The sequence below is a fragment of the Acinetobacter sp. ANC 4973 genome (genome assembly GCF_002135275.1).
In the GTDB taxonomy this organism is placed as follows: domain Bacteria; phylum Pseudomonadota; class Gammaproteobacteria; order Pseudomonadales; family Moraxellaceae; genus Acinetobacter; species Acinetobacter kyonggiensis.
Window position 1 is genome coordinate 23,099 of the sequence record NZ_NEGM01000020.1, and the last position, 24,090, is coordinate 47,188.

A 24,090-nucleotide genomic window follows, 5' to 3' on the forward strand; every position below is an offset into this window, starting at 1 on the left:
AACTGGAAAGCTTACTTACTGGACTTCCAATACTTCAAGACTAAATTACAGAGCAGTTTTTCTTAAAAAATGTATTTGTAAAAACATTAAATCTTGCAGACAAAGCCTTAATATGGCAGATATTTCATTGAAATTTCCCGCTCAAAATCTCAGAAATAATAGATTGTGTTGCGACTTCCATATATGGCCTATTCGACGTTTGTGTTCAACTTTAGATGTTCATCACAGCAGCTACTACACATAATTAAAGCAACCCAATTGAAGATACGTTTGCTTTTTATCACCACTGTTATTATTAAACATTGGACTGCCATCATAAATTTATACTGTGACAGTTTAAAAAATATCAATTATTCATTTCACAGAGGATTCCAATTCAAGTCATAGTCCGCTTTCCAATTTGGCTGATATTTAATAATTATTCATTCCTCTATTTAGTAAACTCTAATAGTGGTAATTTTTTCAATATTGATATGAAACCAATCACTAATTTCAGTATTTTCAAAAATTATAGACCCGTATCTCTACGAGTCTATTTTCATAATTAAAGATAAGTGACTTTAACAATTTCTCGATTAGATTCATGATCTAAACCTAAAATATCAAATCCAGGCATATCACGAATAAACTCTAAAAAGGGTGGTTTTACGCCTAGATCATCTAGATCAGCAGCATGTAATTGATAACGAATGCTGTCTTCTTGACCTGAAGCTACTTTTTCAACCCAATTAGGTTCAATAATTAATTGATGTCCCAAAGCAATAAAATCAATTTCACTATTCATCACATCTTCTGCTTGTTCAGGCGTTCTGATGCTCCCAACCGCAATTAAAGGTTTCTTGCTAGAAACCTTTCTAAGCTGTTTGATAATAGGAACTGAATCAGATTGATCACGCATTGATGTACGCCAGACATTACCCATAGATACATGAATATAATCAATATCTGTTTGTTGTAACTTATCGATAAAATACTTTGTATCATCTAAGCTAATACCGGGTTCTTCCATTTCTTCTGGAGATAATCGATAACCTACAATAAATGATGGTGTTGCAAACTTTTCTTTTACTTTCATGACTTCATCAATAACTGTCATAGGAAAAGATAAACGTTTCTCTAATGAGCCACCCCATTCATCTGTACGTCGATTAGAGTGTGGAGATACAAATTGTTGGAGTAAATATGTATTTGCACCATGCAATTCAACACCATCAAATCCAGCTTCAATTGCTCGTCGTGTTGCTTCTGCAAAGTCCTTGATTGTATTCACAACCTCATCTTGACTGAGTTCACGAGGACATTCTGCACCATTTCTCGGCGCAGCAATTGCACTGGCGCTGACAGGTTTTAAGCCACGTGTGATATAGGAGTTTGTCATTCGGCCAGCACTAAAAATTTGTAAAATTGCTTTAGCACCACGAGATTTAATTGCAAATGCTAACTTGCTTAGCCCCGCAATTTTACTATCATCATCCGCACCTAACTGACCTTCAAAACCTTTACCTTCTTTATTAATATATGCCACAGGTGTAATGAGTAAACCCACACCGCCTGCGCGTTGTTGCATATAAGTAATTTCTTCAAGACTGACCGTTCCATCCTGAAAAGCCATTTGTTCAGTCATTGGTGCTAATACAACACGGTTTTTAATTTGAACCCCATTCGGGAGAATAATAGGGTTTAAAAATTGATAATTTTTCACTCACAGTCCACATGCTTTTAAAACTTAGATGCATCTTAGAACAAAGATTAGGGAATGTGTTTCCCATGCTAAGTGCAGTTATTTCGCATGTGAGTTGTGATAAATATCTTAGATTATTTCGCTACTTAGTATTTTAATGTAAAAAACCACAGCCTTTATTTTAAGGCTGTGGTATCAGTATTTTGCATATATTTAAATAAAATAAGCGATTTATAAATTTTAAACTTATTGATTATCAACCATTAAGTATATCTACAATCAAGTTAAACGTATTTCACTTACTGCTTGACCAATTCGAAGATTAAGCTCAGACGACAGTCCATTCTCATTCCAATCAGTGCTAGTGGCATAAATAGAAGTCGTTACAGGACAGGCTTTAAAATAATTAAATAATGGTCTAACTTGATATTCGACCATTAAAGCATGCCGTTCTGAGCCACCTGTTGCTGCAAGAATCATGGGTTTTGCGCGCATTGCATCTGGCGATATTAAATCAAACAAATGTTTAAACATACCTGGATAACTAGCATTCCATGTCGGTACACTAATCACTAAAATTTCAGCTTTCATCATATCTTCAATAATCGCTTGTGCTTGATCATCTAAATCTTGAAATGACTGTGCATTTGGGAAAGATGACCCTAATGCAGAAAGATTATAAAGCTGAGGCTCCATTCCAAAAGCATGAGCTGTCTTATTTACAATATTCTCAGCTAACTGATATGTTCGTGAAGGTTCATTAAAATTCCCGACAATACCGACAACTTTTTTCATCATAGTTCTCCATGCTGGGTACGAATCCAACCTGGTAAATAGGTCATTCGATGAATTTTCCACTGATTGATCTGAGTTAAATGCAGTTCAATCTTATAATGTGCTGCATAGATAGATTGACCATCAGTATCCTGTGTTTGTTGAGGAATAATTCGACCAATCATTAATTCGGCTTTGTTTTGCTCAAAATTAATATCTATTTGAAGCGGTTCACCATAATGTTGAATAGATGGCCAAGGCATTCTAAAAGCTTTTAAGGTAGAGATGATTTCTCTTTTTCCTGTGAGCGTCCCCATCGGAGGGAGTTGGACAATTGCATCATCTGTAAATGCATCCATATATAGAGATGTATCTGCTAGATCTAATGCCCATGCATAGCGATACCACACTTCTGCAATTAGCTCCTCATCACTATTTGGGTTCACTTCATTTTCTGAGTCGTGCCAAATAGCATCAAGTTCGCTCATAATGGCTGAAGATTTTGGATCATTGGGTTTCCACAAACGTTCTAAGGGTAAAGACCAGTGGGAAATAAGTGATGTATCACCATCGACCCAATTCATTTGAATTTTAATATCATCAATTAATTGATGATTTAAAGTGATAATCATCATTCCACCGAAAAAAACTGTACTTTCAAGCGTTGTTTCACCATAAAAGTATGCACTTATCTGAGTTTTTTCTGTCGTAGATTTTTCTACAACATTTGAGATGTGTATGTTTGTGATTGAATTAAAATCAAAGTCATTTTTAAGATGATCAACAACTTGAGAAATTGAGCGTTGATTGCCTCTATGGCTTGAAGACAATTGAATATCTTGACTCAGGAACGCTTCAACCGGACCAGTCATACTGCCTTGCCAAAGCTGAATAAATTTTTCAAATTGAATTGATGCTTGAGATAGCTTAAGCTTAGTCATATCTTTTAATTTGCCTTAATATTTAACTAATGGCATTATAATTAAAATATTGTAGATATTGATTCCCATATATTGGGTTGATATCGATTTAATAAAAGAGAAAATCATGGAAATCAATCGAATAGGTGATCTATCTGCATTCGTCAGCTCTGTAAAACATGGGAGTTATACCAAAGCTGCAAAACATTTAGGTTTGTCACGCTCTGCTATTGGTAAAAGTATTGTCCGATTAGAACAACAAATGAATGTACGACTACTCAATAGAACCACACGAAGTCTAAGCTTGACCGATGAAGGTCGTATTCTTTTTGATTATTGCAAACAGATTCTAGAAGATTTAGACGAAATTGATCAGGTTATGGCAACTCGTCGTGTACACCCTACGGGCACTTTAAAAATTACAGCACCACATTCATTGGGCCATCAGTATATTTTACCAGTATTGCACGACTTCCTTAAAAAGTGGTCTGATTTGAATGCAGATATTTCTTTTACTGATCGTTTTGTAGATGTTATTGAGGAAGGCTTTGATATCGGTATTCGCATTGGAGAGCCTAAGGATGATTCTCGACTTTTAACACGTACAATTGGTTGGCAAAGCATGCAGACATGTGCTTCTCCTCAATATTTACAACTGCATGGCTGCCCACAAACACCGCAAGATTTATTCCAATTCAATACTATTTTTTTCAATGGTAGTTTTAATAGGAAAACTTGGAAATTTAAAACGGATCAGGGACCTTACATATTTGAAGGGCCTGAAAAAATGAAGATTGACAGTTCAGATGCAATCTTAGCTTCAGCCATTTCAGGTTTTGGGATTATCCAACTACCATCTTACCTAACCAAAAAAGCGGTTGATCGTGGGGATCTTGTTCCAATTTTGGAGGAATATGCAGTTTCGGATGAACCTATTCGTATTATTTATCCAAGTAAAAAACACTTGTCACCGCGTATTCGTATGTTTATTGATTTTCTTACTGAACAATGGACCGATGTACCACCCTGGGAAAGAACAAAAACAGATCCAAAGCTTTAATTTGGATCTGTTTCTTTGTATTTATAAAAACTTAAGAATTACTAAACTGCGGTACAACGTATTCTATTAGCTCCTGTAAAACCTCTTTGGCAGGCCGACGCGTTGGTTTTAAATTGAGTGTGATGTGGGAAACACCGTCTTGACGTTGTTGTTCCCAAAACTCCATCAGCGCATTACGACCTGTTCTTAGAAAAATATTATTGTGTAATTGAGCAGATTCATCTGGATTTTCACTTAAATCTAAAAAGTTTGCATATCCAAATGGATGCCAAGTTTTTCCATCACCTTTTTCTGCAATTTCCTGCACAATACTTTTTGAACGTCTCGGATCAACACCATGCCAAATCCATGCATCTGATTCATTGGCAAACCAAGACATATCTTGACGAGCACGACCAATCGTAATCATCGGTAAACGACTTGCAACAGGTTTCGGAATTAAATCGATATTTCCTGATAAGTTACCATGATGTTGTGTGGTCATCTTAGGGAATTTATTTTCATTTAAGGTTCGGATCATTTGCCATGCTTCTCTAAAACGATCTGCACGATTCTCAAAATCACAACCAAAAGCAGGATATTCGACAGGTCGATCTCCGCTCGACATACCTAAAAGAAAACGTCCACCTGAGAGTTGATCAACGGATGCAGCTTGTTTAGCAGTTAGAATTGGATTACGCAAAGGTGAAACAATGCCTGCTGTACCTAAAGTAATATTTTTAGTGATTGCTGCAAGATAACCTAGATCCACAAATGGATCATAAACTTGTGCCACATCACCAAAATTTGGATCGTAAAACGGCACATCTCTAATCCACAATGCCGAAATGCCACCTTCATCTGCCATTTTTGCCAGCTCTGCATGATCAGACATATTGGGCATAGGCCCTTCTGGATAGCCCTTAAAAGGCGCGATTAAACCAAAGGTAATCTTATTCGGCTGAAAAACACGAGTAAAAGCCTTATTATCAGCTAAATGTGGAGGAAGAATTAGATCAGTCATAGCTATACCAAGTTTTTTTGAACATATACTTAGTTTAATGCTTTCATTAGGGAATTAGATTCCCGTATCTAGAGCCTAAATTTCACAAATATAATACTGAATCAAGTTGCTAATTTACTTAGCTCCGCTTCTACAAAACAATTAATAAACTATTTTAGTTAATTAAGCCTGAATTTACAGTGTATCTGTATTTAAGATGTCTAAATCTATTAGTTTTCTTTCAATATCTGAAACAACAACGATACGCCGTGCCTGCACTTCGAATAGATCCTTGAGGTCTTCATTAAAAGCCACAAAACAAGGCCTCTGATCGTGCAATGTTGGCTAGGCTGATACTTTGCTTAACATTTAACTCGACTATTTGACTGATGAGACCCATTTAAAATTTAGGCCATTAATTAGTTTCTCAGTTTCTTCTGTCGCAAACTCTGTGACATCAATATTAAGTACTTCATCACGAATGTGGATTACGCTATCAATTGTATCTCCTGCAAGCTCACCTAAACCTGCTAGACGGTAGCGGTTTTTCTTAATAATTGAAGCTGATATTAATTTGGTTTTTACACCCTATCATCAGGCTCAAAATTACCCAAACTCTGCAAATTCAATTTTTAACTGACAAAAATATTATCATCTTTATAAAGTAACTCAGTTCCTATCTAATCCTGAAATAGGTTGCCGCCAAAAAAATAAGGGCTGATTAATCAGCCCTCATCTTATACTGCTTAATACTTAATTATCAAAGTAAAAGCATAGCTTTACTCTTGCGCTCGGAGGAAGCAGTGCTTCCTTTATCCTAGCTCATTAAGTCAATTGAGCAGCAGCAATTTTCTTCGTATCAACATTCGCAGCAGCGTCAGTATAGTCGCCCATTTTGTCGAAACTTAAGTATTGATAGATGTCAGAAGACATGCTGTCAATTTGAGCTGCATATTGTTGGTATTCTTCTGGAGTTGGTAATTTACCAAGTACAGCAGCAACAGATGCAAGTTCAGCAGACGCTAAGTAAACGTTAGCACCTTGACCTAGACGGTTCGGGAAGTTACGCGTAGAAGTCGAAACACAAGTTGTGTTCGGAGCTACACGTGCTTGGTTACCCATACATAATGAACAACCTGGCATTTCAGTACGCGCGCCAGCTTTACCATAAATGTTATAGAAACCTTCTTCCATCAATTGACGTTCGTCCATACGCGTCGGTGGAGCAATCCACAAACGAGTTGACAATACACCGCCTGGAACTTTTTCTAACAATTTACCAGTCGCACGGAAGTGACCGATATTTGTCATACAAGAACCAACGAATACTTCGTCAATTTTAACGCCTTGAACGTCAGAAAGAAGTTTAGCGTCATCTGGATCGTTCGGGCAGCAAAGAACTGGTTCTTTAATGTCAGCAAGATCAATTTCATACACTTTAGTGTATTCAGCATCAGCATCAGCTTTAAGAAGTGATGGATTTGCTAACCATTTTTCCATGTTCTCTACACGACGTGCCATAGTACGCGCATCGCCATAACCTTCAGAGATCATCCACTTAAGCATCGTGATGTTCGAACGAAGGTATTCAGCAACTTTCTCTTCAGAAAGTGTGATAGAACAACCCGCAGCAGAACGTTCAGCAGAAGCATCAGAAAGTTCGAATGCTTGCTCAACAGTTAAGTCAGTTTCCATTTCTGTTAAGTCGATTTCAAGAATACGACCAGAGAAGATGTTTTTCTTACCTTTCTTCTCTACAGTTAAGTCACCCGCTTGAATCGCGTAGTAAGGAATTGCATGTACAAGGTCACGTAGTGTGATACCAGGCTGCATTTTACCTTTGAACTTAACAAGTACAGATTCAGGCATGTCTAATGGCATAACACCAGTAGCTGCAGCGAATGCTACAAGACCAGAACCCGCTGGGAAAGAAATACCAATTGGGAAACGTGTATGTGAGTCACCGCCAGTACCAACGGTATCAGGCATTAACATACGGTTTAACCAAGAGTGAATAATACCATCACCTGGACGTAAAGATACACCACCACGGTTCATGATAAAATCAGGAAGCGTGTGTTGCATTTGAACGTCAATTGGTTTTGGATAAGCAGCTGTATGACAGAAAGATTGCATAACGAGGTCAGCAGAGAAACCTAGGCAAGCCAAGTCTTTCAATTCATCACGAGTCATAGGACCTGTTGTATCTTGCGAACCAACAGTTGTCATCTTAGGTTCACAGTAAGTACCTGGAAGTACGCCTTGACCTTCAGGAAGACCACAAGCGCGACCAACCATTTTCTGTGCTTGAGTAAAGCCTTTGCCAGTAGCAGCAGGTTGTACAGGAACACGGAACAATGTAGACACTGGAAGACCTAAAGCTTCACGTGCTTTAGTGGTTAAGCCACGACCAACAATTAAGTTGATACGACCACCCGCACGAACTTCGTCAAGAAGAACAGGCGTTTTCAATTCAGATTCAGCGATTTGTTCGCCAGCTTTGAATGCAGTTACTTTTGCAGCAGCATGATCAATCTTAAGAACGATTTCATCGCCCATGTTCATGTTAGCAACATCAATCTCAATCGGTAACGCACCAGCATCTTCCATAGTGTTGAAGAAAATTGGAGCGATTTTAGAACCTAAGCAGTAACCACCGTCTTTTTTGTTCGGGATGTGAGCAATGTCATCACCAAAGAACCAAAGTACAGAGTTTGTTGCAGATTTACGGCTTGAACCCGTACCAACAACATCACCTACGTAAGCAACTTGGTTACCTTTCGCGATAAGTTCTTTAATTTGGTTGAGTGGACCAACTTCACCAGGAACTTCTGGGTTAATCCCATCACGTACGTTTTTCAACATTGCATTTGCATGTAATGGGATATCTGGACGGCTCCAAGCGTCTTGAGCAGGAGACAAATCATCCGTATTCGTTTCGCCAGTAACTTTGAATACAGTCAGTTTAATTTCTTCTGGAACGTCTGCACGGTTTGTGAACCATTCAGCATCAGCCCAAGATTGCATAACTGCCTGAGCATTTACATTGCCCGCTTTAGCTTTATCTGCTACGTCATGGAACGCATCAAATACTAAAAGTGTTTTTTTCAACGCTTCAGCAGCTAATTCAGAAAGTTCAGCATCATCAAGTAATGTAACTAAAGGTGCTACGTTATAACCACCAAGCATAGTACCTAGTAAGTAAACCGCACGTTCTTTAGAAATTAAAGGAGAAGTTGCGTCACCTTTTGCCAAAGCAGCCAAGAAAGCAGCTTTAACATAAGCAGCTTGGTCAACACCTGCAGGAACACGATTTTCTAGCAAATCAACTAAAAACGCCTCTTCACCAGCTGGTGGATTTTTTAATAGTTCAACCAAGTCAGCTGTTTGAGCATCATCAAGTGGCTTCGGTGGGACTCCGAGTGCGGCACGTTCTTCAACGTGTTGGCGGTAAGCTTCTAGCACGGTGTTATTCCTCTTTTTTAAAAAATTACTTATGAATTCCAGCTTCTTTCGAGCGTCACAAGTAATATGGACAACTAAATTTTACTAAAAATCTAGTTAAAAGTTAATGCAGTAGCGGTGTTTCTTCGTGATGCTCATTATTTTGTAGCTAAATGATGCCTTTTTTGATTAATTCACGACCGATTTAACTCTAATTTACACCTTTAATAGGGCAGCAATTAACTTTTGACTAGAATTTATACATAAAAAAGGCAACCTAATGTTGCCCTTTTTCTAAAAAGAAAAACATTCAACCTTAGTGTACTGTCGTTGCATGAATATATTCACGCAAACTCTCACGACAACCTTCAAATTTAATCTGAATTTCGTCTTCATGCAGCATAGCATGCTCTGTACTGGCAAATGAAATATGAACTTGATAAAGCTTCGTTTCTTGATCAATTATATGTTGAATATAAACTTTATCGCCTAAACTAAGCACATAGTGATTTCCGCTAATAATGGCAACGCCTTGTTCATCTTCTAAGAGCAAGTCTGCATGATGTAGATACCCCACAACGTCCATTGATCACTCCTTATTTTTCGTTATTCATTTTATTATTTACTATTCAGATATGCTTTTCTATATTTATGATTAATTGAAATGTGACAATTTATTCTTGGATTGCTTAGGCTATTTAAGATTATTCAATACTATCCAGATAAAAAAACCGTTCTTTAGAACGGCTTGTAATTAGGTAGTTTGTCATGCGGTGTCGCAATACATTTTTCTGTAATTTTTTGCTTAAATTGATTGCGGCTTTCTTCTGGATTCTTATCAATTTCAGCAAGTGGAAATGCATAAACTTGTTCAATAATATCTAAGATAAATGTTTTTGTAGTTGCATCTTCAATTTTATCCGCATGTTCTAATGCAGCTTTCTTTTCAATTGCATTTTGACGGTCAAACATAATTGTATTTGCAGCATTGCCAACACTAGTACAATACCCTTTCCACTGCTCTTCAAGTGTTAATGGCTTTTTTTCAGCACATCCAACCAAAGCAACCAATACAATTAAAGTGAATAATTTATTCATGAACATTCTCCTATTCTTCATATCATAATCAAAGTTCATAAAAATACGAAATCACTCAGCCTTTATATAAGAAAAAACGCCTGTTTAAGCTTAAAATATAAGCATAAAAAAAGCCTAATCTGTGTAGATTAGGCTATAAACTTGATATTCTTTCGTTGGTAGCGGGAGCTGGATTTGAACCAACGACCTTCGGGTTATGAGCCCGACGAGCTACCAGACTGCTCCATCCCGCATCAACGAAGTGCCTTTATACGCCCTAAACATTAACAAAGCAAACTTTATTCAACTTTAATTGAAATTTAAACTGTATTTCTAACTCACGACCCATTTCTTATCTGTTGACTTTAACTCACCGACCTTCTACTTCAGTTAAGACAATGAGAACACCAAAATAAATTATTGATTTTTAATATTTAAATAATAAATTTAAAATATTAAGCATAAAAAACAAAAAAAGTTATAAATTAAGTTGCATATTCTTATTTATAGGTATACTATGCTCATCAACTAGAAAAAAGTTTGTTCTGGTAAATCTTCTCTTATTTCGCAGTTTTAGTCATAATCCTTCGTTTTTTTCAGATTTAAAGTTCCATTCTTATTTTCAAGTTAACATCGGTTTTTTAGTAAACCAAAAAATATTAAAGTTTATAGGATTGTATTATGTCTAATACTGTTAAAGGTACTGTTAAGTGGTTCAACGAAACTAAAGGTTTCGGTTTTATTCAACAAGAAAACGGTCCTGACGTTTTTGCTCATTTCAGCGAAATCGCTAACTCTGGCTTCAAAACTTTGACTGAAGGTCAACAAGTTGAATTCAGCATCACTCAAGGTCAAAAAGGCCCGAATGCTGTAAACATCGTAGCACTATAATTTTAAAGCTATTCTTACATCAGTAAGGTAGTTTAAGATTAAAAAACGAGAGCCTAGCTCTCGTTTTTGCATATCTGGGTTTTATATTACAATCAACATCAATCACTCAAACAATCGACGCTTCCATCTTCTTAGATGACCTCTGCATTGATTTTTTTATATGCCCCACCTTTAAACTCATTCAAACCAGCCCAATAGTTAGATACATTTTCTAAGCTAAAATATAACCTATAGCTAAATCACTCTTTTTTATTTAGCATCACCCAAGAAGACCATTTACAGATCCCCTTAAACTATTTTCCACTAATATTTTCCAATATCCAAACATCAGGCTTATTCGAACCTGAAATATCGTAAAGCAATAAATGCTGCTTGATTAAAAAATTCCAAATTTAATCCAATACTCTTGCCCGCTGGGTAAAAGCAATAACAATCAACGCTAAAATAATTAAACAGACATTGAGAATCACGATTCCATCCCAACCTTGTTTTTGCCAAATCAGCCCACTCATTGAACCAACAATACTTGAACCTAAATAATAAAAAAGCAAATACAGCGATGCAGCATGACCTTTATTTTCACGCGCCAACTCTCCAACATTGCTGCTGGCAATAGAGTGTGAAATAAAAAAACCAGTTGTCACAATTGCTATTCCTAAAACAATATAAAATAGTGACTTACTTAGGGTAAAACAAACACCTACAAGCATTAAAATAAAGCCAAAATATAAAATTGGCTTACGACCAATCCTGTCAGCAAGGTTTCCCGCAATTGAAGATGAAACTATTCCAAAGCTGTAAGAGAGAAAAATTAAACTGATTTGAGTTTGGCTTAAATGATATGGAGCTGATGAAAAGCGAAATGTCACATAATTAAATAATGTCACGAACACACTTGTCATCAAAAAGCCAATACTGTAAATCCGAACCAATTGAATATTTTTTAGATGTTCCAGCCAAGCATTTAAATGAAAAGATAAACTCATGGCTTTTCGCTGCGTAAAATTTTTTGAATCAGGCAGTAGTTTAATAAAACCCAATGCGCAAAATAGACATATCAAACCGAGCACCGCCATAGAAACTCGCCAAGAAAAAATTTCTGTAAGCAATCCCATTCCTACACGCCCCATCATCCCGCCAAATGCTGTGCCGGCAATATACAATCCCATCGTCCTACTCAGGTCCTTAGGATTTATTTCTTCTGCAATCCATGCCATAGCCACCGCTGGCACACCACCCAATACAAAACCTTCTATGCTTCTTGAAAAGATCAGCATCTGCCAGTTAGGCGAAATTGCGCAGATAATATTTAAAAGCCCAGCTAAAAACATTGAACAGAACATCAACCCTCTTCTGCCCAACACTTGGGAAAATGCACTGGATAGCATTATCGAAAATGCCAAAAATCCCGTTGTCATTGACAAAGCAAGCGCACTGGCACTTGGCGCAATATGAAAACTCGAGGTAAATTCTGGCAATAATGGCTGTACACAATATATTAGGGAAAAACTTGCAAACCCCAATAAAAAAAGCGCAAAGCCGGCTTTTTTGAATTCACTCATTCCAGAATTTATAGCTAAGACAGCATGCACTTTCATGACAGTATTTAAAACTTCTTTGTAGGAATGCCTAATTTTAAATACTGCTCGACTATATGTATAATATATATCAATCAATAGTGGTATATATAAAACATATGGACATACGTCATATTCAATATTTTATAGCTGTCGCAGAAGAGCAAAATTTTTCGAAAGCTGCTTTACGATTAGGTATTAGCCAACCTCCTTTAAGTATGCAAATTAAAAAGTTAGAAGAAGAAATAGGTGTAGAGTTATTTCATCGCTATTCTCAAGGGGCTACGCTTACTCCTGCTGGGCAAACATTCCTAAAAGCAGTATCCCCTATCCAAAATCAACTTAAAAATGCTGTGAGGTTAACAAGAAATACTGCCAATGGTGAAACTGGAGAATTGCGTCTTGGGTTTACAGGTACATCTATTTTAAATCCTTTAATTCCCACTGCGATTCAGACTTTTCAGCATACTTACCCAGATGTTAAGCTGATCCTTAAAGAAGCTAACTCACTGATTTTAATTGAAAGCATATTAAACAATGAATTAGATATAGCAATCATAAGACCACCAGAGAACTATCCTAAAACAATCACAATTAAGAATTTCATTAATGAAAAATTAATTGCTGCTTTACCCATTGATTATCCAAATAATGAAGATAGCATTGATTTAGATCAATTTAAAAATGAGAGTTTTATTGTTTCCCCGCCAAATATAAGTGCTGGACTATATTCAGCAATCATTAATGCCTGCCAACAGCACGGGTTTACTCCCAAGATAGGTCAACAGGCTCCGCAGATTATCTCCATCTTGTCTCTTGTTGCCGCTAATTTAGGAATTTCATTGGTTCCTGAATCGACGAAACAGTTAAAAATTGAAGGTATTAAATATAAATATTTAAACAATCAAACCTCAACCATTGGCCTTGGAATTGCTTTTAAGACTGACTTTGATTGTCAACCTGCGATTAATTTTTCAAGTATTATTAACAGTTTGCTTAGAGATAAATACTGATTTATGACCTAAGCACATGAATTTTTTCCAGACAGAATTATTTTACAGACTATAGCGAATAGTGAGTTCTAGGCTTGAAATCACTCAACAGTCCATACCTCCAAATTCAACACAGATAAATACAGTTAAAATGTATTACAAAATAATATTTTAACTGTATTTATATTTCTGTATGGCTAAAAGCGCCAGTTCTGATAGCTTCATTATGATTCAATTATATTTGGCTGTAATAAGCGATAAATAACTGTTTCTAAAAAATTTATTGCACAAACCTATCAATAAGGATTTATTTACAAATATAATTCTCAGATGAATAAGCCTGCACCTAAAATATATAGAGGGGTCTAAGAAGTTGAGCATATAAAAAAAGGAACCTAATAATAGGTTCCTTTTAACTTATACAGCAATTAATTCAAACGGATGATTAAGCACATTGCTTAGGTTTCACCATATTATTGACGGCTAAAACATCTGCCAAAATTTGATCCGAAAGTAGATTTTCAGCTTTAATTAAGGCTAAAACACTTTGACCTGATTCATTGGCTTGTTTAGCAATACGTGTTGTTGTTTCATAACCCAAATACGGATTCAATGCGGTAATAATACCAATTGAATTTTCAACTAAGGCCTGACAATGTTCAGCATTTGCACGTATATTTTCAATACATTTATGTTGGAACATTTGCATAGCTTTGCCTAACAAATCAATAGATTCGAACAGTTTGAAAGCAATTAAAGGCTCCATGGCATTCAGCTGTAATTGACCTGCTTCTGCTGCCAAAGTAATTGCTAAATCGTTAGCAATAATTTGAAAACAGACTAAGTTCATTGCTTCTGGAATAACTGGATTAACTTTACCTGGCATAATTGAACTACCCGGTTGACGTGGTTCTAAATGAATTTCATTTAAACCTGCACGAGGACCACTAGAGAGTAAACGTAAGTCATTGGCAATTTTTGACAGTTTAGTCGCTGTACGTTTTAACAAGCTAGACAATAAAACGAAATCACCCATATCTGAAGTCGCTTCAATTAAATCAGGTGCGCTGCTAATATTTCGCTGCGTAATTTCTGATAATGAGGCAATCGCATACTCACGATATTTAACTTCGGTATTGATCCCTGTTCCAATTGCAGTACCGCCCAAATTCACCACACTTAAAGCATCTGGCATGATTTGATTAAGTCTGTTCAAATCGCTTTGTAACGTATTTCCAAAAGCGCCAAATTCTTGACCTAAAGTCATCGGCACAGCATCTTGTAATTGAGTACGACCCATTTTTAAAATATGAGAAAACTCATCTGACTTATGTTTAAAGCTTTGAATTAAATTTTCAAATGGTGTATTTAATTGATCTATTGCAGAGATTAATCCAACTTTAATTGCTGTTGGATAAACATCATTTGTAGACTGTGACATATTAACATCATTATTTGGATGTAAATACTGATACTCACCTTTTGAATGCTCTAAATATTCTAAACCAATGTTAGCAAGTACTTCATTAATATTCATATTGGTTGAAGTACCAGCGCCACCTTGAATCATATCGATTGGAAATTGATCATGATACTGATTATTTAAAATCTGTTGGCAAGCATATTGAATGGCATTATTTTTATTTTCTTCAATTTTATTCAATTTAAAATTTGCATGTGCACATGCAGATTTCACCATTGCAAGTGCCTTAATGAAAACAGGAAATTGATTTAACTTATTTTGACTTAAATTAAAATTCTCTATTGCTCTTAACGTTTGAACACCATAATAACAATGAGCAGGAATTTCTTTATAACCTAACAAATCTTTTTCAGTGCGTGTATTAATCTTAATGTTCATTTAAATAGACTCTGAGTAGCAATGAATTTATATTAGAGTGCCAGCTATTTTTTTTCTAATGTAAAAAGATATTACTGCATGCATTTTTTGCATAATAGATTATAATTTATAAAAGTATGCGTGAAGGATTAATGATGACCTTAGAAATTAGATGGATTGAAGATTTACTTGCACTAGAGCAAGAAAAATCTATTTCCCAAGCGGCGGAAATACGACACGTCACACAATCTGCATTTACGCGTAGAATTCAGAACATTGAGAATGCGTTGGGTTTCCAAATTTTAAAGCGATATAGTAAAAATATTGATTTCACAGAAGCAGGTCAAGTCTTATTGGCATCTTCAAAAAATATACAAAATCAACTCACTACAACCATTAAGTATCTAGAAAAGAATGTTAAGAATAACGAATTAACGGTCAAATTTTCAGTATCTCATTCCTTAATCACGCAGTTTTTCCCTCGCTTTATTCATGAATTATCAACCAACATGGAGGATCTAAAATTAGAAATTATTGCCGCCAATCTAAAACAAGGGATGCGTTTACTTAAAGATGGTTCGTGTGATTTTTTAATTGGTTATTGTGATCAAAAAACGCTACAACAACTCGATCTTTCTTTTTTCGTATGCCATAAAATTGTTGAAATGGAAATATTACCAGTGACCACATTAAATAATGAGGGTACTCCTAAATATTCATTAGATCAGCCCTTTCCTTTGTTGGCTTATAGTAAACAAGCATATTTAAGAAACTGTGTTGATGAAGTGATTGAAAATAAATTAGATTATCGAACTTTATACGAAACAGATAATGCTAGTGATTTAAAAGAATTGGTTTTACAAGGTTTAGGTATCGCATGGTTACCTAAATTGTTAGTTGAAAAAGAGATTGCTGAGAATAAATTAAAAGTAGTTGATTGTAATCAATATAATTTATTTCAAGATGTCTATATTATTAGGCGTGAAATGGCATTCTCAAATAGAATTAACTATATTTGGAATACATTAACAAAACAGGATGAATAAAGTTACATTTGATTTATTTATTCAATGCATGATTGCTTGGATTTTATACAAATATTTCTGTGTATTTAATATGCAGTATAAAATTAATACTGATGTTTTCTTTAAGTGACCTAAATAATTTTAGGTCTTTATTTTTTTCTATTTATGCATCATTAACTTGAAATATATTAAGATTAGTTTTTATAGTATATCCACATAATAAAAGGTGATCTTTAAAAACGTCTAGCAATATAAACTCATGCTAATCGTTTTAAAAATCACCTTTTAAATTATTTAAGTGGTTACTTCATTAATTTTATATAAACCTTGCTGAAGCACCTTAACTATTATCAGCTAATCGATTCACAGGAACAATTGTATCAACAACGACACCTTCTTCTTCAGGAAGATCATGCTTGTTGCCTTCGGTACGGGCAATAACCGCTGTAGCAATACTATTTCCAATGACATTGGTCGCAGTACGTCCCATATCTAAGAATTGATCAACAGCCAGAATTAATAAAATACCCGCTTCAGGGAGTTTAAACATGGCAAGCGTTGATGCAATAACCACAATCGATGCACGAGAAACACCTGCAATCCCTTTACTGGTGATCATCAATGTGAGTAGGATCAAAGCCTGTTGTGCAAAACTCAAATCAATGTTGTAGGCTTGTGCGATAAATAACACGGAAAATGCCATATACATCATCGAGCCATCGAGATTAAACGAATAACCCAATGGAAGAACGAAGCTGGTAATACGTTTTGGCACACCAAACTTATCTAAAGCTTCCATCGTTTTTGGGTAAGCCGATTCACTACTCGCTGTTGCAAATGCCAACATGGTGGGTTCACGAACCACTCGCATCAATCTAAAAATATCTTTTTTCAAGAAGATATAACCGAAAGAAATTAAAATTGTCCAAAGGATGAGCAACCCGACATAGAACTGTCCAATAAAAATACTGTAATCGAGAAGTAACTTAGGCCCTTGAACAGTAATGGCAGACGCAATGGCGGCAAAAACTGCGATAGGTGCAAAAGCCATCACATAATCTGTAATACGGAACATGACTCGGCAAAGTTCATCAATAATTCGACCAATCACGGTAGCTTCACTTTGATGCTGAACATAAGCCAGTGCTGAACCAAAGAAAATTGAAAAAACGAGGATTTGTAATATTTCATTATTTGCCATCGCTTCTGCAAAACTACGCGGAAAAATATGCGTAATAAATGTCTGTAAGCTTAGACTAGTGGCACTGACACCCACATCTACGGCTTCTTTCGGGATGCTCAGGTTCATTCCAGATCCCGGCTGGAATAAATTTGCTAAGCCCATCCCAAGCAAAAGGGAGATAAACGATGCACCAACAAACCAACTCATCGCTTTTAAAGTAATCGATCCTAAAGAAGATGATTTCCCCATTGAGATTAAACCAGAAACAATCGTTGCAAATACCAAAGGTGCAATAATCATTTTAATTAATCTTAAGAATACATCTGTAACGATCTTAAAATATGCTGCGATTTCCGTAGTTTGTGCAGTGGTTAAAATACTATGAAAGGCCCAACCAACGAGTATTCCCGATATCATCGCGATCAGAATATATTTGAGCAATTTTTTCTGGTTCATAAAAACAGTTCCTTCTTTAATCTTCTTTGCATCAAGTTTATTGCTTTTATAGCAAGGCATTGATGACATTCCATGTTGATCAATTTACGTAGGCTTGTTCTAGGAGCTGGGTGCAAAATCATCGATTGAGCAATTAACTGCGGCAAGTGTTACTTTTTTTTGGGAAAAACGATAATGCAAAAATTAATTATGGCATGCAAAAAATGCATAAAATTATTCTTTAGTTTTACTTGATAGCTAAATCCTAAAAGATATAGCACGATAGCTAAGTGGCATATTAAACAGGTTTTAAAAAAAAATTCTAAAAATGATGGTTCTGGACAAAATACCGATTTGGAAAATAATCTTACATCTTGCAGTGCATACATTCGATTCAGCGATAGGATAAATTCACTGTGACTAAGCCGATTCCTGAGCATCGCTAGAATTTTATCGCTTGAGTAAAGACCAACAATGGAATTCATCAATTTGATCGTTTTCTTGAAGAAGCAATAAACTTTCCTGACCTCAAATTATTTCAATAAAAGTTTTTTTATTTTTTTAAATTGTAGGCTTGATCTAACATCCCTATTTCTAATCAAACGAAAGCCCAACCTAAGTTGAGCTTTAAAGTTTTATGTTCTTAATTTTATCTTTTAATCATTATAATCAAAAACTAACCACAATTTGCCTGTGTGATTTTCTTAGAAACTGGATCAATCGTCACTGTAATACGATTTGAACGATAATCCATAGTCACTGGCTGACCAGGTGCAACGCGGCGGATAATTTCAGATTGAGTTTTTTGTTTAATTTGATCATCAGTAAGCGCAGATTTACCTATTAACTCCTGAGCCTTTTCAGGTAAACATTCTTTTTGACTGTCTCTGAAAAATTTCCATTCTTCGATAACTTGACCATTTGATAAATGGCAATAACCTACTTGACCATTCGCTTCGTCTTTGATTTCTAGTTTTCCACCTTGGCTAATACAATACTCACTAGCAGGATTTGCTATACCGATCTTTGGTGTATCAGTGTTTTTGTTTTGCATAGCTGAACATGCTGTAAGAGAAGAAATCATCAATCCCAAAAATACAATTTTTTTCATCATTTAAAAATTCTTAGCAAAATATAAAGATATCAAAAATATATAAATTATCAATTTCTTAATTGTTTAAAATAAAAATTCTGTCTATTCTCGGTGAACTAAGCCCATAATAATTTTCAATGAAAAAGTGTCTCAAGACAACTGGACTAAACTGATACATCCTGCTTATTTTCAATTTAAATACAATAAAATTCAGAAATTTACATAAAAAACAATAATTTTGTATTTTTGATAAAGTGACTTACATATTGAGCAATATAGACATTAAAAACTGATTATCAGTGTAAGATTTTAAAAATACTATACTCAATATCTTTGAATAAAAAACGTCCTTTTTAGACGTTTTTTAATATTAGAATGAATTTTATTTTAAACAATAGTTATAGTCCATAGATGATAGAACTCTTGGATATCGGCATCCAGAAACTCATCACTTGTACTGTCATAATTGAATTTTTTGTCATCCAGCAGGTGTTCATAGTTTGACTTAGCCAAGTAATTTTTTAAATATTTTTTGAAATTCCCAGCCTGTTCAGGAAGTACATTTTCTCCATCCCAAAAAATCATAGTCGTCTCTAATATAAAAGAAATCAATATTGAAATATTACATAGATATGCAATAAACATCAACCTATTAAACATAAATGCGACATGTATCACAAAATAATGAGTATTATATAATTTAACTTTTTATGTTTCCTAACATATTATTGATTATTGAGGATTTTTTCTTATGTAGTTATTTCTTTAAAAATGAATGACTCGAAGAAAAAAAGCCATTCTTTCGAACGGCTTCATGTACTGACTAACTCTTAAGAATTAACACTTACTTATAAACACTTTTAAATTCTTTATAAATTAGAGCTTCCTGACCATCTTTATAGACATAACGCGAAATCACACCTTTATCTGTATAGATATTCATTAAAATTTGATCGGAGCCACGTAAATTATTCATGAGATTAACAGGTGTAATAATACTGTTACGTGAACGATAATTTCCAAGAACAAAGTCCTGCTCTGTCTTGCCTACAGGACTAAATGAATAAGATTGCTGTCCATTTTCAAAAATTACTTTCTGAATATCATATTGAGTTTTCGTACTATTCAAACTCATTCTTAATTTAAGTAAATCTTTATGTGATTCATTCCAGCTGACGGTTACGATGGGACACAATTCATTTGGTTTACAAATTAAAAGCCCTACCGTACTGACATTTTCAACATTTTGCGTTGTTGCACAACCCGTCACAAGTAAAGAGCCAAATACCAAGGCAGCTAATTTTTTCATCATATAGAAAATTCCTGTTATTTTTACATTCTTTAATATTTATATAATACCGAAAAATGGGAAAGGCTTGTTAATCGCGGCCAAAAAATGCCATTTCAGCTGAATTATTGTTCACTCAAGCAATCTAATCACTGATATAACAAAATAGCCACACCAATTTTCACATGTACAAAAGCTTCAATCATTCATTTTAATGTTATTTCTGCCCAAACTTCATTATTTCCCACACCCAAAATGACAAATTCGTCATCTCCTCGATGTGCCCAATATCATTGCTGATCTGTGATTGTCTATTGAATTAACGCACCTTCCACAGTATAAGAAAAATGATTATTCACTGTTTAAAAGCATAAAAATCTATAAGAAATTCGGCTGCATAAGCATAATATTTACAGCTTCCACCCTCTCTATAGTGACCCATTGTTTTAAAACTCGGTAATTTTTTATCCATTAATTTTTTAGTTAATGGCCCTTATACCTTAAAAGCTTCGATTGCTCGAGTTCGGGTTTGTTTCAAGTCTGCAATCGGTTTAGGATAATTTAAACTCAGATCGGGATTTTTATTATAAGGTTCATGGATTATTTGAGCATCTAAATGCGCCAATTCAGGAACCCACTGACGAATATAATCACCATTATGATCAAATTTTTGTGATTGCGTGATCGGATTAAATATCCGAAAATAAGGTACTGAATCCATGCCTGTAGAGGCACACCATTGCCACCCCCCATTATTTGCTGCTAAGTCACCATCAACCAAATGTTGCATAAACCATTGTTCGCCCAGTCGCCAATCTATCAATAAATTTTTAGTCAGGAACATGGCTGTGATCATACGCACACGATTATGCATCCAACCCGTTTCCAGCAATTGGCGCATTCCTGCATCTACAATTGGAATACCCGTTTGCCCTTGCTGCCAAGCCGCTAAATCTTCGGGTGCATTACGCCATTGGATGCTCTGTGTATTTGCCTTAAATGGATAATGTTTAGAAAGCTGCGGAAAATCAAAAAGCGTATGTTGATAAAACTCGCGCCATAATAATTCATCTAACCATGTTTGCTGACCCAATTGCTCTATATGAAAATGCCCGTGTTGTAGCCGAAATAAAGCTTGAATACATTGACGAATAGAAATAATCCCTAAATTTAAATAGGGTGATAATTGGCTGGTGGAATCTAAATGAGGAAAGTCGCGTTCTTTCTGATAGTTAATCACTTTATCATTAATAAAATCATCCAATGCCGTTAAGGCATACTCTTCACTTACAGGCCAGTAAACTTGTTGTTTTCTAACAAATTCTGAATATTCATATGTAACCATCAAACTTGATGCTTCAAAAATATCATGGTTCTGAAGATCGGCCTGTACTTCAATTTGAGGGTAACACTGAGGCAAACTTAAACTGAGCTGTTCATAGCATTGTTTCTTAAATGCACTAAAAACTTGATACGGTTGTTTTGTTTTATTGCGAACAGCTCCTACAGGAAATAGAGTACGATCATGATATAACTCAAATGTTTTATTATATTTTTCAAGCAATTGTTGAACTTCAGCATCTCGCTTTAACTCATTTACACCAACTTCAATATTGGCATGTATACATTCAATATCCAGTTTTTGTATAAACTTAGCAATAACCTCAGGAATATCCTTCCAAAAAGAAACTTCCTGAATCACTAATGGAATATTTAGATTTTTTAACTGTTTTTTAAGCTCTTGTAGTTGTCTTAAATAAAAATCTATTTTAACTGCTGCATCGTCATGTAAGGCCCATTGACCAAATGAGATTGCTACGAAAGCAACGCAAGAACCTGCTTGTGTGGCATGCCAAAGTGCCGCATGGTCTTGAATGCGTAAATCTTGTCGAAACCAAATTAATTGCATAGACATGACAAGGTCTCAAACTATTTATTCACTATTATTTTATGAAAAATAAACACATAAAAACAGTATAAAACACAAGTTTTGTACTTTAGATCATTCATTATTAATATTATTTTAGTTTGTTTAATTGTCGAAATTCACTCAAATCACGTTCAACAATACAATTCATATTCGAACTACTGCTATTAACTATTCTGCTTATTAAATTTCTAGCCTGAAAATATTCGCAAACCTTATACAGTAAAGATTTTTAAAGTACCAAATTTGTAAAATTCATGATCATTATTCATTCTATTTGCTTTAATAATAAGAGTAAATAGAAACAAAGAGACCGCTGATGTGTGCAAATTTTAAAGCCATCAAACGAAATCGAGCATATCTGCTGGGTCTTTCTGAACCTCCATTTGAATTTCCTGAAGATGTTTTTCCTTTATATGATGCACCCATTTTAATACATGGTGCCGATCAGCCAGAATGGGATCTTGCTAAGTTTGGTCTTATTCCATCTTGGGCTAAAGAGTTAAAATATGGTCGTCACACCTACAATGCCAGAACTGAAACTGTCGCTGAAAAGCCGAGTTTTCGCCATGCATGGCATAAAAATCAATTTGCGCTAATACCCGTCGATGCTATTTTTGAACCTAAATATATCAATGAAAAACCTTATTGGTATGAAATTTCTCGTAAAGATGGCTTACCCTTCACTATTGCTGCAATCTATGAAAATGCGGTCATCAATAATCAACCGATTCGATCTATGAGTCTGTTAACCATCAATGCCGATCAGCACCCTTTTATGAAGCAGTTCCATGCACCAAACCATGAAAAGCGCTCAATTATTGTCATCCCTGAAGAAAATAGAACTGATTGGCTGAATTGCACACCCAGTGAAGCAATTCAATTTTTCTTTGCAATGAAAGATGAGTATGTCGCTGTACCTAAAAAGACTCATCGGTAAAATCTATTTTAATGACCTTTTATTTATGTACAACCTTATTTAAAAGCTGTGATTTTAATTAGATAAGAATGTTATTTATTGATTAGCAAAACTTTAGCAAAAAGTTCTAAGTTATTTTTATTTTCAAGCAGCGTAACAACGAATAATACGCAAAAGAATAGCTCATATTTCAATCTCAATCACTCCAAAATAATGGCTTAAAAATGATACTGATCCATAAAGGTAAACTTAGTTAACGTTTTGTTTGCTTTTGCATATATATACGATAAAAATTTCAGAATGTCTTAAATTAGATAGGCAAGATTACCGCTATTATAGGAGAGGTATGACATGACGACTATCAATGTGAATGACATTACTAAACATGCAGATGTTATTGCATTATGTGGGACAAAAGTAGGAACCGTAGATCATCTTCAAGGGTCAGATCAGCTTAAGTTAACAAGACATGAAGATGGTCATCATCATTTTATTCCCCTTACATGGGTTAATGAGATTAACAATAATCAAGTTATGCTCAATAAAGATGCTGAAGAAGTAAAAAGTCACTGGGTTACTGCTCAAGATTAAGGTAACTATTCAAAAGTAAGCCCTTTTATTTTGAAGGGCTTATTAATGATTAAAGTACTGTTTACAGCCTTCAAAAAATTCTTGATTAAAATTTATGGTTGGATCATCTTTTTCATCATCACACTGATCTATGGACTTAAGTTGATTGTCTTTAGCATAGCGGTAACCATTGTATTGTTCCGTCCCTTCTGTAAAACCAGCTAACTTTTCTGGCTGTATAACATACTGAAATATGAAAAATGCAGCTATACCCAAAATGGCTAAAACTGTGCTTAGTATTTTCAATTGTTTTGGTAGCATTTTTTACTCGCTGTATTCGCAGCATCAGAAAATAAATATACATTAAACTCTCCAACATTTCCTTAATATTTTATTATTTAATAACCAATCG

At 35.0% G+C, this 24,090-nt stretch carries 21 protein-coding genes and 1 tRNA gene; 6 read left to right on the forward strand and 16 right to left on the reverse strand.

The genetic code is table 11. The features are described 5' to 3' along the window. Positions 1-544: 544 nt before the first annotated feature. The 3 genes from B9T30_RS14995 to B9T30_RS15005 all read right to left on the reverse strand — a co-directional run bounded on the left by B9T30_RS14995 (position 545) and on the right by B9T30_RS15005 (position 3,396). Positions 545-1,702, reverse strand: coding sequence for an NADH-dependent flavin oxidoreductase (locus B9T30_RS14995; protein ID WP_086185709.1), 1,158 nt, complete (start codon positions 1,700-1,702; stop codon positions 545-547). Positions 1,703-1,960: 258 nt separating this feature from the next. Then, positions 1,961-2,476 carry an NAD(P)H-dependent oxidoreductase gene (locus tag B9T30_RS15000; protein ID WP_086185710.1) on the reverse strand — a complete coding sequence of 172 codons (516 nt, stop codon included), beginning with the start codon at positions 2,474-2,476 and terminating at the stop codon, positions 1,961-1,963. Beyond that, entirely contained in the window at positions 2,476-3,396 is a 921-nt protein-coding gene (locus tag B9T30_RS15005) for a nuclear transport factor 2 family protein (protein ID WP_086185711.1), read from the reverse strand. Before B9T30_RS15005 ends, B9T30_RS15000 begins: the two co-directional genes overlap by 1 nt. 106 nt (positions 3,397-3,502) lie before the next feature. On the opposite strand from B9T30_RS15005, the gene B9T30_RS15010 reads away from it, so the two are divergent. Further along, positions 3,503-4,435, forward strand: coding sequence for a LysR family transcriptional regulator (locus B9T30_RS15010; protein ID WP_086185712.1), 933 nt, complete (start codon positions 3,503-3,505; stop codon positions 4,433-4,435). 31 nt (positions 4,436-4,466) lie between these two features. On the opposite strand, the gene B9T30_RS15015 is transcribed toward B9T30_RS15010, so the two are convergent. From B9T30_RS15015 to B9T30_RS15035, 5 genes are all read right to left on the reverse strand, one after another. Continuing rightward, complete coding sequence (locus B9T30_RS15015; protein WP_086185713.1) at positions 4,467-5,438, reverse strand: LLM class oxidoreductase; 972 nt, start codon at positions 5,436-5,438, stop codon at positions 4,467-4,469. An 804-nt stretch (positions 5,439-6,242) separates the two neighbouring features. Next, positions 6,243-8,882 (reverse strand): bifunctional aconitate hydratase 2/2-methylisocitrate dehydratase, encoded by a 2,640-nt coding sequence (locus B9T30_RS15020; RefSeq protein ID WP_086185714.1) that lies wholly within the window; start codon positions 8,880-8,882, stop codon positions 6,243-6,245. Positions 8,883-9,177: 295 nt separating this feature from the next. Then, complete coding sequence (locus B9T30_RS15025) at positions 9,178-9,447, reverse strand: hypothetical protein (protein WP_086185715.1); 270 nt, start codon at positions 9,445-9,447, stop codon at positions 9,178-9,180. 152 nt (positions 9,448-9,599) lie between these two features. Then, a complete protein-coding gene (locus B9T30_RS15030) occupies positions 9,600-9,959 on the reverse strand; it encodes a hypothetical protein (protein WP_086185716.1) in 360 nt (119 codons plus the stop codon). Positions 9,960-10,115: 156 nt separating this feature from the next. Continuing rightward, positions 10,116-10,192, reverse strand: a tRNA-Met gene (locus B9T30_RS15035). A 427-nt stretch (positions 10,193-10,619) separates the two neighbouring features. Here B9T30_RS15035 and B9T30_RS15040 point away from each other — a divergent pair. After that, on the forward strand, positions 10,620-10,829 hold the full coding sequence (locus tag B9T30_RS15040) for a cold-shock protein (RefSeq protein ID WP_004648869.1): 210 nt from the start codon (positions 10,620-10,622) through the stop codon (positions 10,827-10,829). Positions 10,830-11,221: 392 nt separating this feature from the next. Here the strand turns inward: B9T30_RS15040 and B9T30_RS15045 are convergent, their stop codons facing one another. Then, a complete protein-coding gene (locus B9T30_RS15045; RefSeq protein ID WP_086185717.1) occupies positions 11,222-12,427 on the reverse strand; it encodes an MFS transporter in 1,206 nt (401 codons plus the stop codon). Positions 12,428-12,525: 98 nt separating this feature from the next. On the opposite strand from B9T30_RS15045, the gene B9T30_RS15050 reads away from it, so the two are divergent. Continuing rightward, the gene (locus B9T30_RS15050) at positions 12,526-13,419 is read left to right on the forward strand and encodes a LysR family transcriptional regulator (protein WP_086185725.1); all 894 of its coding nucleotides are present in this window, start codon (positions 12,526-12,528) and stop codon (positions 13,417-13,419) included. 424 nt (positions 13,420-13,843) lie between these two features. Here the strand turns inward: B9T30_RS15050 and B9T30_RS15055 are convergent, their stop codons facing one another. Beyond that, positions 13,844-15,259, reverse strand: a complete 1,416-nt coding sequence (locus B9T30_RS15055; protein WP_086185718.1) for an aspartate ammonia-lyase — start codon at positions 15,257-15,259, stop codon at positions 13,844-13,846. 134 nt (positions 15,260-15,393) lie between these two features. Between B9T30_RS15055 and B9T30_RS15060 the strand changes: the two genes are divergently transcribed. Next, a complete protein-coding gene (locus B9T30_RS15060) occupies positions 15,394-16,284 on the forward strand; it encodes a LysR substrate-binding domain-containing protein (protein ID WP_086185719.1) in 891 nt (296 codons plus the stop codon). A gap of 319 nt (positions 16,285-16,603) precedes the next feature. Here the strand turns inward: B9T30_RS15060 and B9T30_RS15065 are convergent, their stop codons facing one another. From B9T30_RS15065 to B9T30_RS15085, 5 genes are all read right to left on the reverse strand, one after another. Then, on the reverse strand, positions 16,604-17,902 hold the full coding sequence (locus B9T30_RS15065) for a dicarboxylate/amino acid:cation symporter (protein WP_086185726.1): 1,299 nt from the start codon (positions 17,900-17,902) through the stop codon (positions 16,604-16,606). 655 nt (positions 17,903-18,557) lie between these two features. Then, a complete protein-coding gene (locus B9T30_RS15070) occupies positions 18,558-18,992 on the reverse strand; it encodes an I78 family peptidase inhibitor (protein ID WP_086185727.1) in 435 nt (144 codons plus the stop codon). Between the two features lie 369 nt (positions 18,993-19,361). Further along, on the reverse strand, positions 19,362-19,559 hold the full coding sequence (locus tag B9T30_RS15075) for a hypothetical protein (RefSeq protein WP_086166691.1): 198 nt from the start codon (positions 19,557-19,559) through the stop codon (positions 19,362-19,364). A 259-nt stretch (positions 19,560-19,818) separates the two neighbouring features. Next, a complete protein-coding gene (locus tag B9T30_RS15080; protein ID WP_086185720.1) occupies positions 19,819-20,286 on the reverse strand; it encodes a hypothetical protein in 468 nt (155 codons plus the stop codon). Between the two features lie 469 nt (positions 20,287-20,755). Beyond that, entirely contained in the window at positions 20,756-22,171 is a 1,416-nt protein-coding gene (locus B9T30_RS15085) for a cryptochrome/photolyase family protein (RefSeq protein WP_086185728.1), read from the reverse strand. A gap of 337 nt (positions 22,172-22,508) precedes the next feature. On the opposite strand from B9T30_RS15085, the gene B9T30_RS15090 reads away from it, so the two are divergent. Together B9T30_RS15090 and B9T30_RS15095 are read left to right on the forward strand one after the other, a co-directional pair. After that, positions 22,509-23,129 (forward strand): SOS response-associated peptidase, encoded by a 621-nt coding sequence (locus B9T30_RS15090; protein WP_086185721.1) that lies wholly within the window; start codon positions 22,509-22,511, stop codon positions 23,127-23,129. 330 nt (positions 23,130-23,459) lie between these two features. Next, positions 23,460-23,699 carry a DUF2171 domain-containing protein gene (locus B9T30_RS15095; protein WP_086166687.1) on the forward strand — a complete coding sequence of 80 codons (240 nt, stop codon included), beginning with the start codon at positions 23,460-23,462 and terminating at the stop codon, positions 23,697-23,699. A 42-nt stretch (positions 23,700-23,741) separates the two neighbouring features. Here the strand turns inward: B9T30_RS15095 and B9T30_RS15100 are convergent, their stop codons facing one another. Beyond that, positions 23,742-23,999 (reverse strand): hypothetical protein, encoded by a 258-nt coding sequence (locus B9T30_RS15100; RefSeq protein ID WP_086185722.1) that lies wholly within the window; start codon positions 23,997-23,999, stop codon positions 23,742-23,744. Positions 24,000-24,090: the final 91 nt, after the last annotated feature.

What these genes read in the sequence shown, in the direction of transcription:
- B9T30_RS15040 (WP_004648869.1), top strand. Translation starts at nt 10,620, where the DNA reads ATGTCTAATACTGTTAAAGGTACTGTTAAGTGGTTCAACGAAACTAAA.
- B9T30_RS15025 (WP_086185715.1), bottom strand. Translation starts at nt 9,447, where the DNA reads ATGGACGTTGTGGGGTATCTACATCATGCAGACTTGCTCTTAGAAGAT.
- B9T30_RS15005 (WP_086185711.1), bottom strand. Translation starts at nt 3,396, where the DNA reads ATGACTAAGCTTAAGCTATCTCAAGCATCAATTCAATTTGAAAAATTT.
- B9T30_RS15045 (WP_086185717.1), bottom strand. Translation starts at nt 12,427, where the DNA reads ATGAAAGTGCATGCTGTCTTAGCTATAAATTCTGGAATGAGTGAATTC.
- B9T30_RS15090 (WP_086185721.1), top strand. Translation starts at nt 22,509, where the DNA reads ATGTGTGCAAATTTTAAAGCCATCAAACGAAATCGAGCATATCTGCTG.
- B9T30_RS15015 (WP_086185713.1), bottom strand. Translation starts at nt 5,438, where the DNA reads ATGACTGATCTAATTCTTCCTCCACATTTAGCTGATAATAAGGCTTTT.
- B9T30_RS15060 (WP_086185719.1), top strand. Translation starts at nt 15,394, where the DNA reads ATGACCTTAGAAATTAGATGGATTGAAGATTTACTTGCACTAGAGCAA.
- B9T30_RS15075 (WP_086166691.1), bottom strand. Translation starts at nt 19,559, where the DNA reads ATGATTTTTTGGGATGGAGAAAATGTACTTCCTGAACAGGCTGGGAAT.
- B9T30_RS15010 (WP_086185712.1), top strand. Translation starts at nt 3,503, where the DNA reads ATGGAAATCAATCGAATAGGTGATCTATCTGCATTCGTCAGCTCTGTA.
- B9T30_RS15065 (WP_086185726.1), bottom strand. Translation starts at nt 17,902, where the DNA reads ATGAACCAGAAAAAATTGCTCAAATATATTCTGATCGCGATGATATCG.
- B9T30_RS15100 (WP_086185722.1), bottom strand. Translation starts at nt 23,999, where the DNA reads ATGCTACCAAAACAATTGAAAATACTAAGCACAGTTTTAGCCATTTTG.
- B9T30_RS15070 (WP_086185727.1), bottom strand. Translation starts at nt 18,992, where the DNA reads ATGAAAAAAATTGTATTTTTGGGATTGATGATTTCTTCTCTTACAGCA.
- B9T30_RS15080 (WP_086185720.1), bottom strand. Translation starts at nt 20,286, where the DNA reads ATGATGAAAAAATTAGCTGCCTTGGTATTTGGCTCTTTACTTGTGACG.
- B9T30_RS15085 (WP_086185728.1), bottom strand. Translation starts at nt 22,171, where the DNA reads ATGCAATTAATTTGGTTTCGACAAGATTTACGCATTCAAGACCATGCG.
- B9T30_RS15055 (WP_086185718.1), bottom strand. Translation starts at nt 15,259, where the DNA reads ATGAACATTAAGATTAATACACGCACTGAAAAAGATTTGTTAGGTTAT.
- B9T30_RS15000 (WP_086185710.1), bottom strand. Translation starts at nt 2,476, where the DNA reads ATGAAAAAAGTTGTCGGTATTGTCGGGAATTTTAATGAACCTTCACGA.
- B9T30_RS15050 (WP_086185725.1), top strand. Translation starts at nt 12,526, where the DNA reads ATGGACATACGTCATATTCAATATTTTATAGCTGTCGCAGAAGAGCAA.
- B9T30_RS15095 (WP_086166687.1), top strand. Translation starts at nt 23,460, where the DNA reads ATGACGACTATCAATGTGAATGACATTACTAAACATGCAGATGTTATT.
- B9T30_RS15030 (WP_086185716.1), bottom strand. Translation starts at nt 9,959, where the DNA reads ATGAATAAATTATTCACTTTAATTGTATTGGTTGCTTTGGTTGGATGT.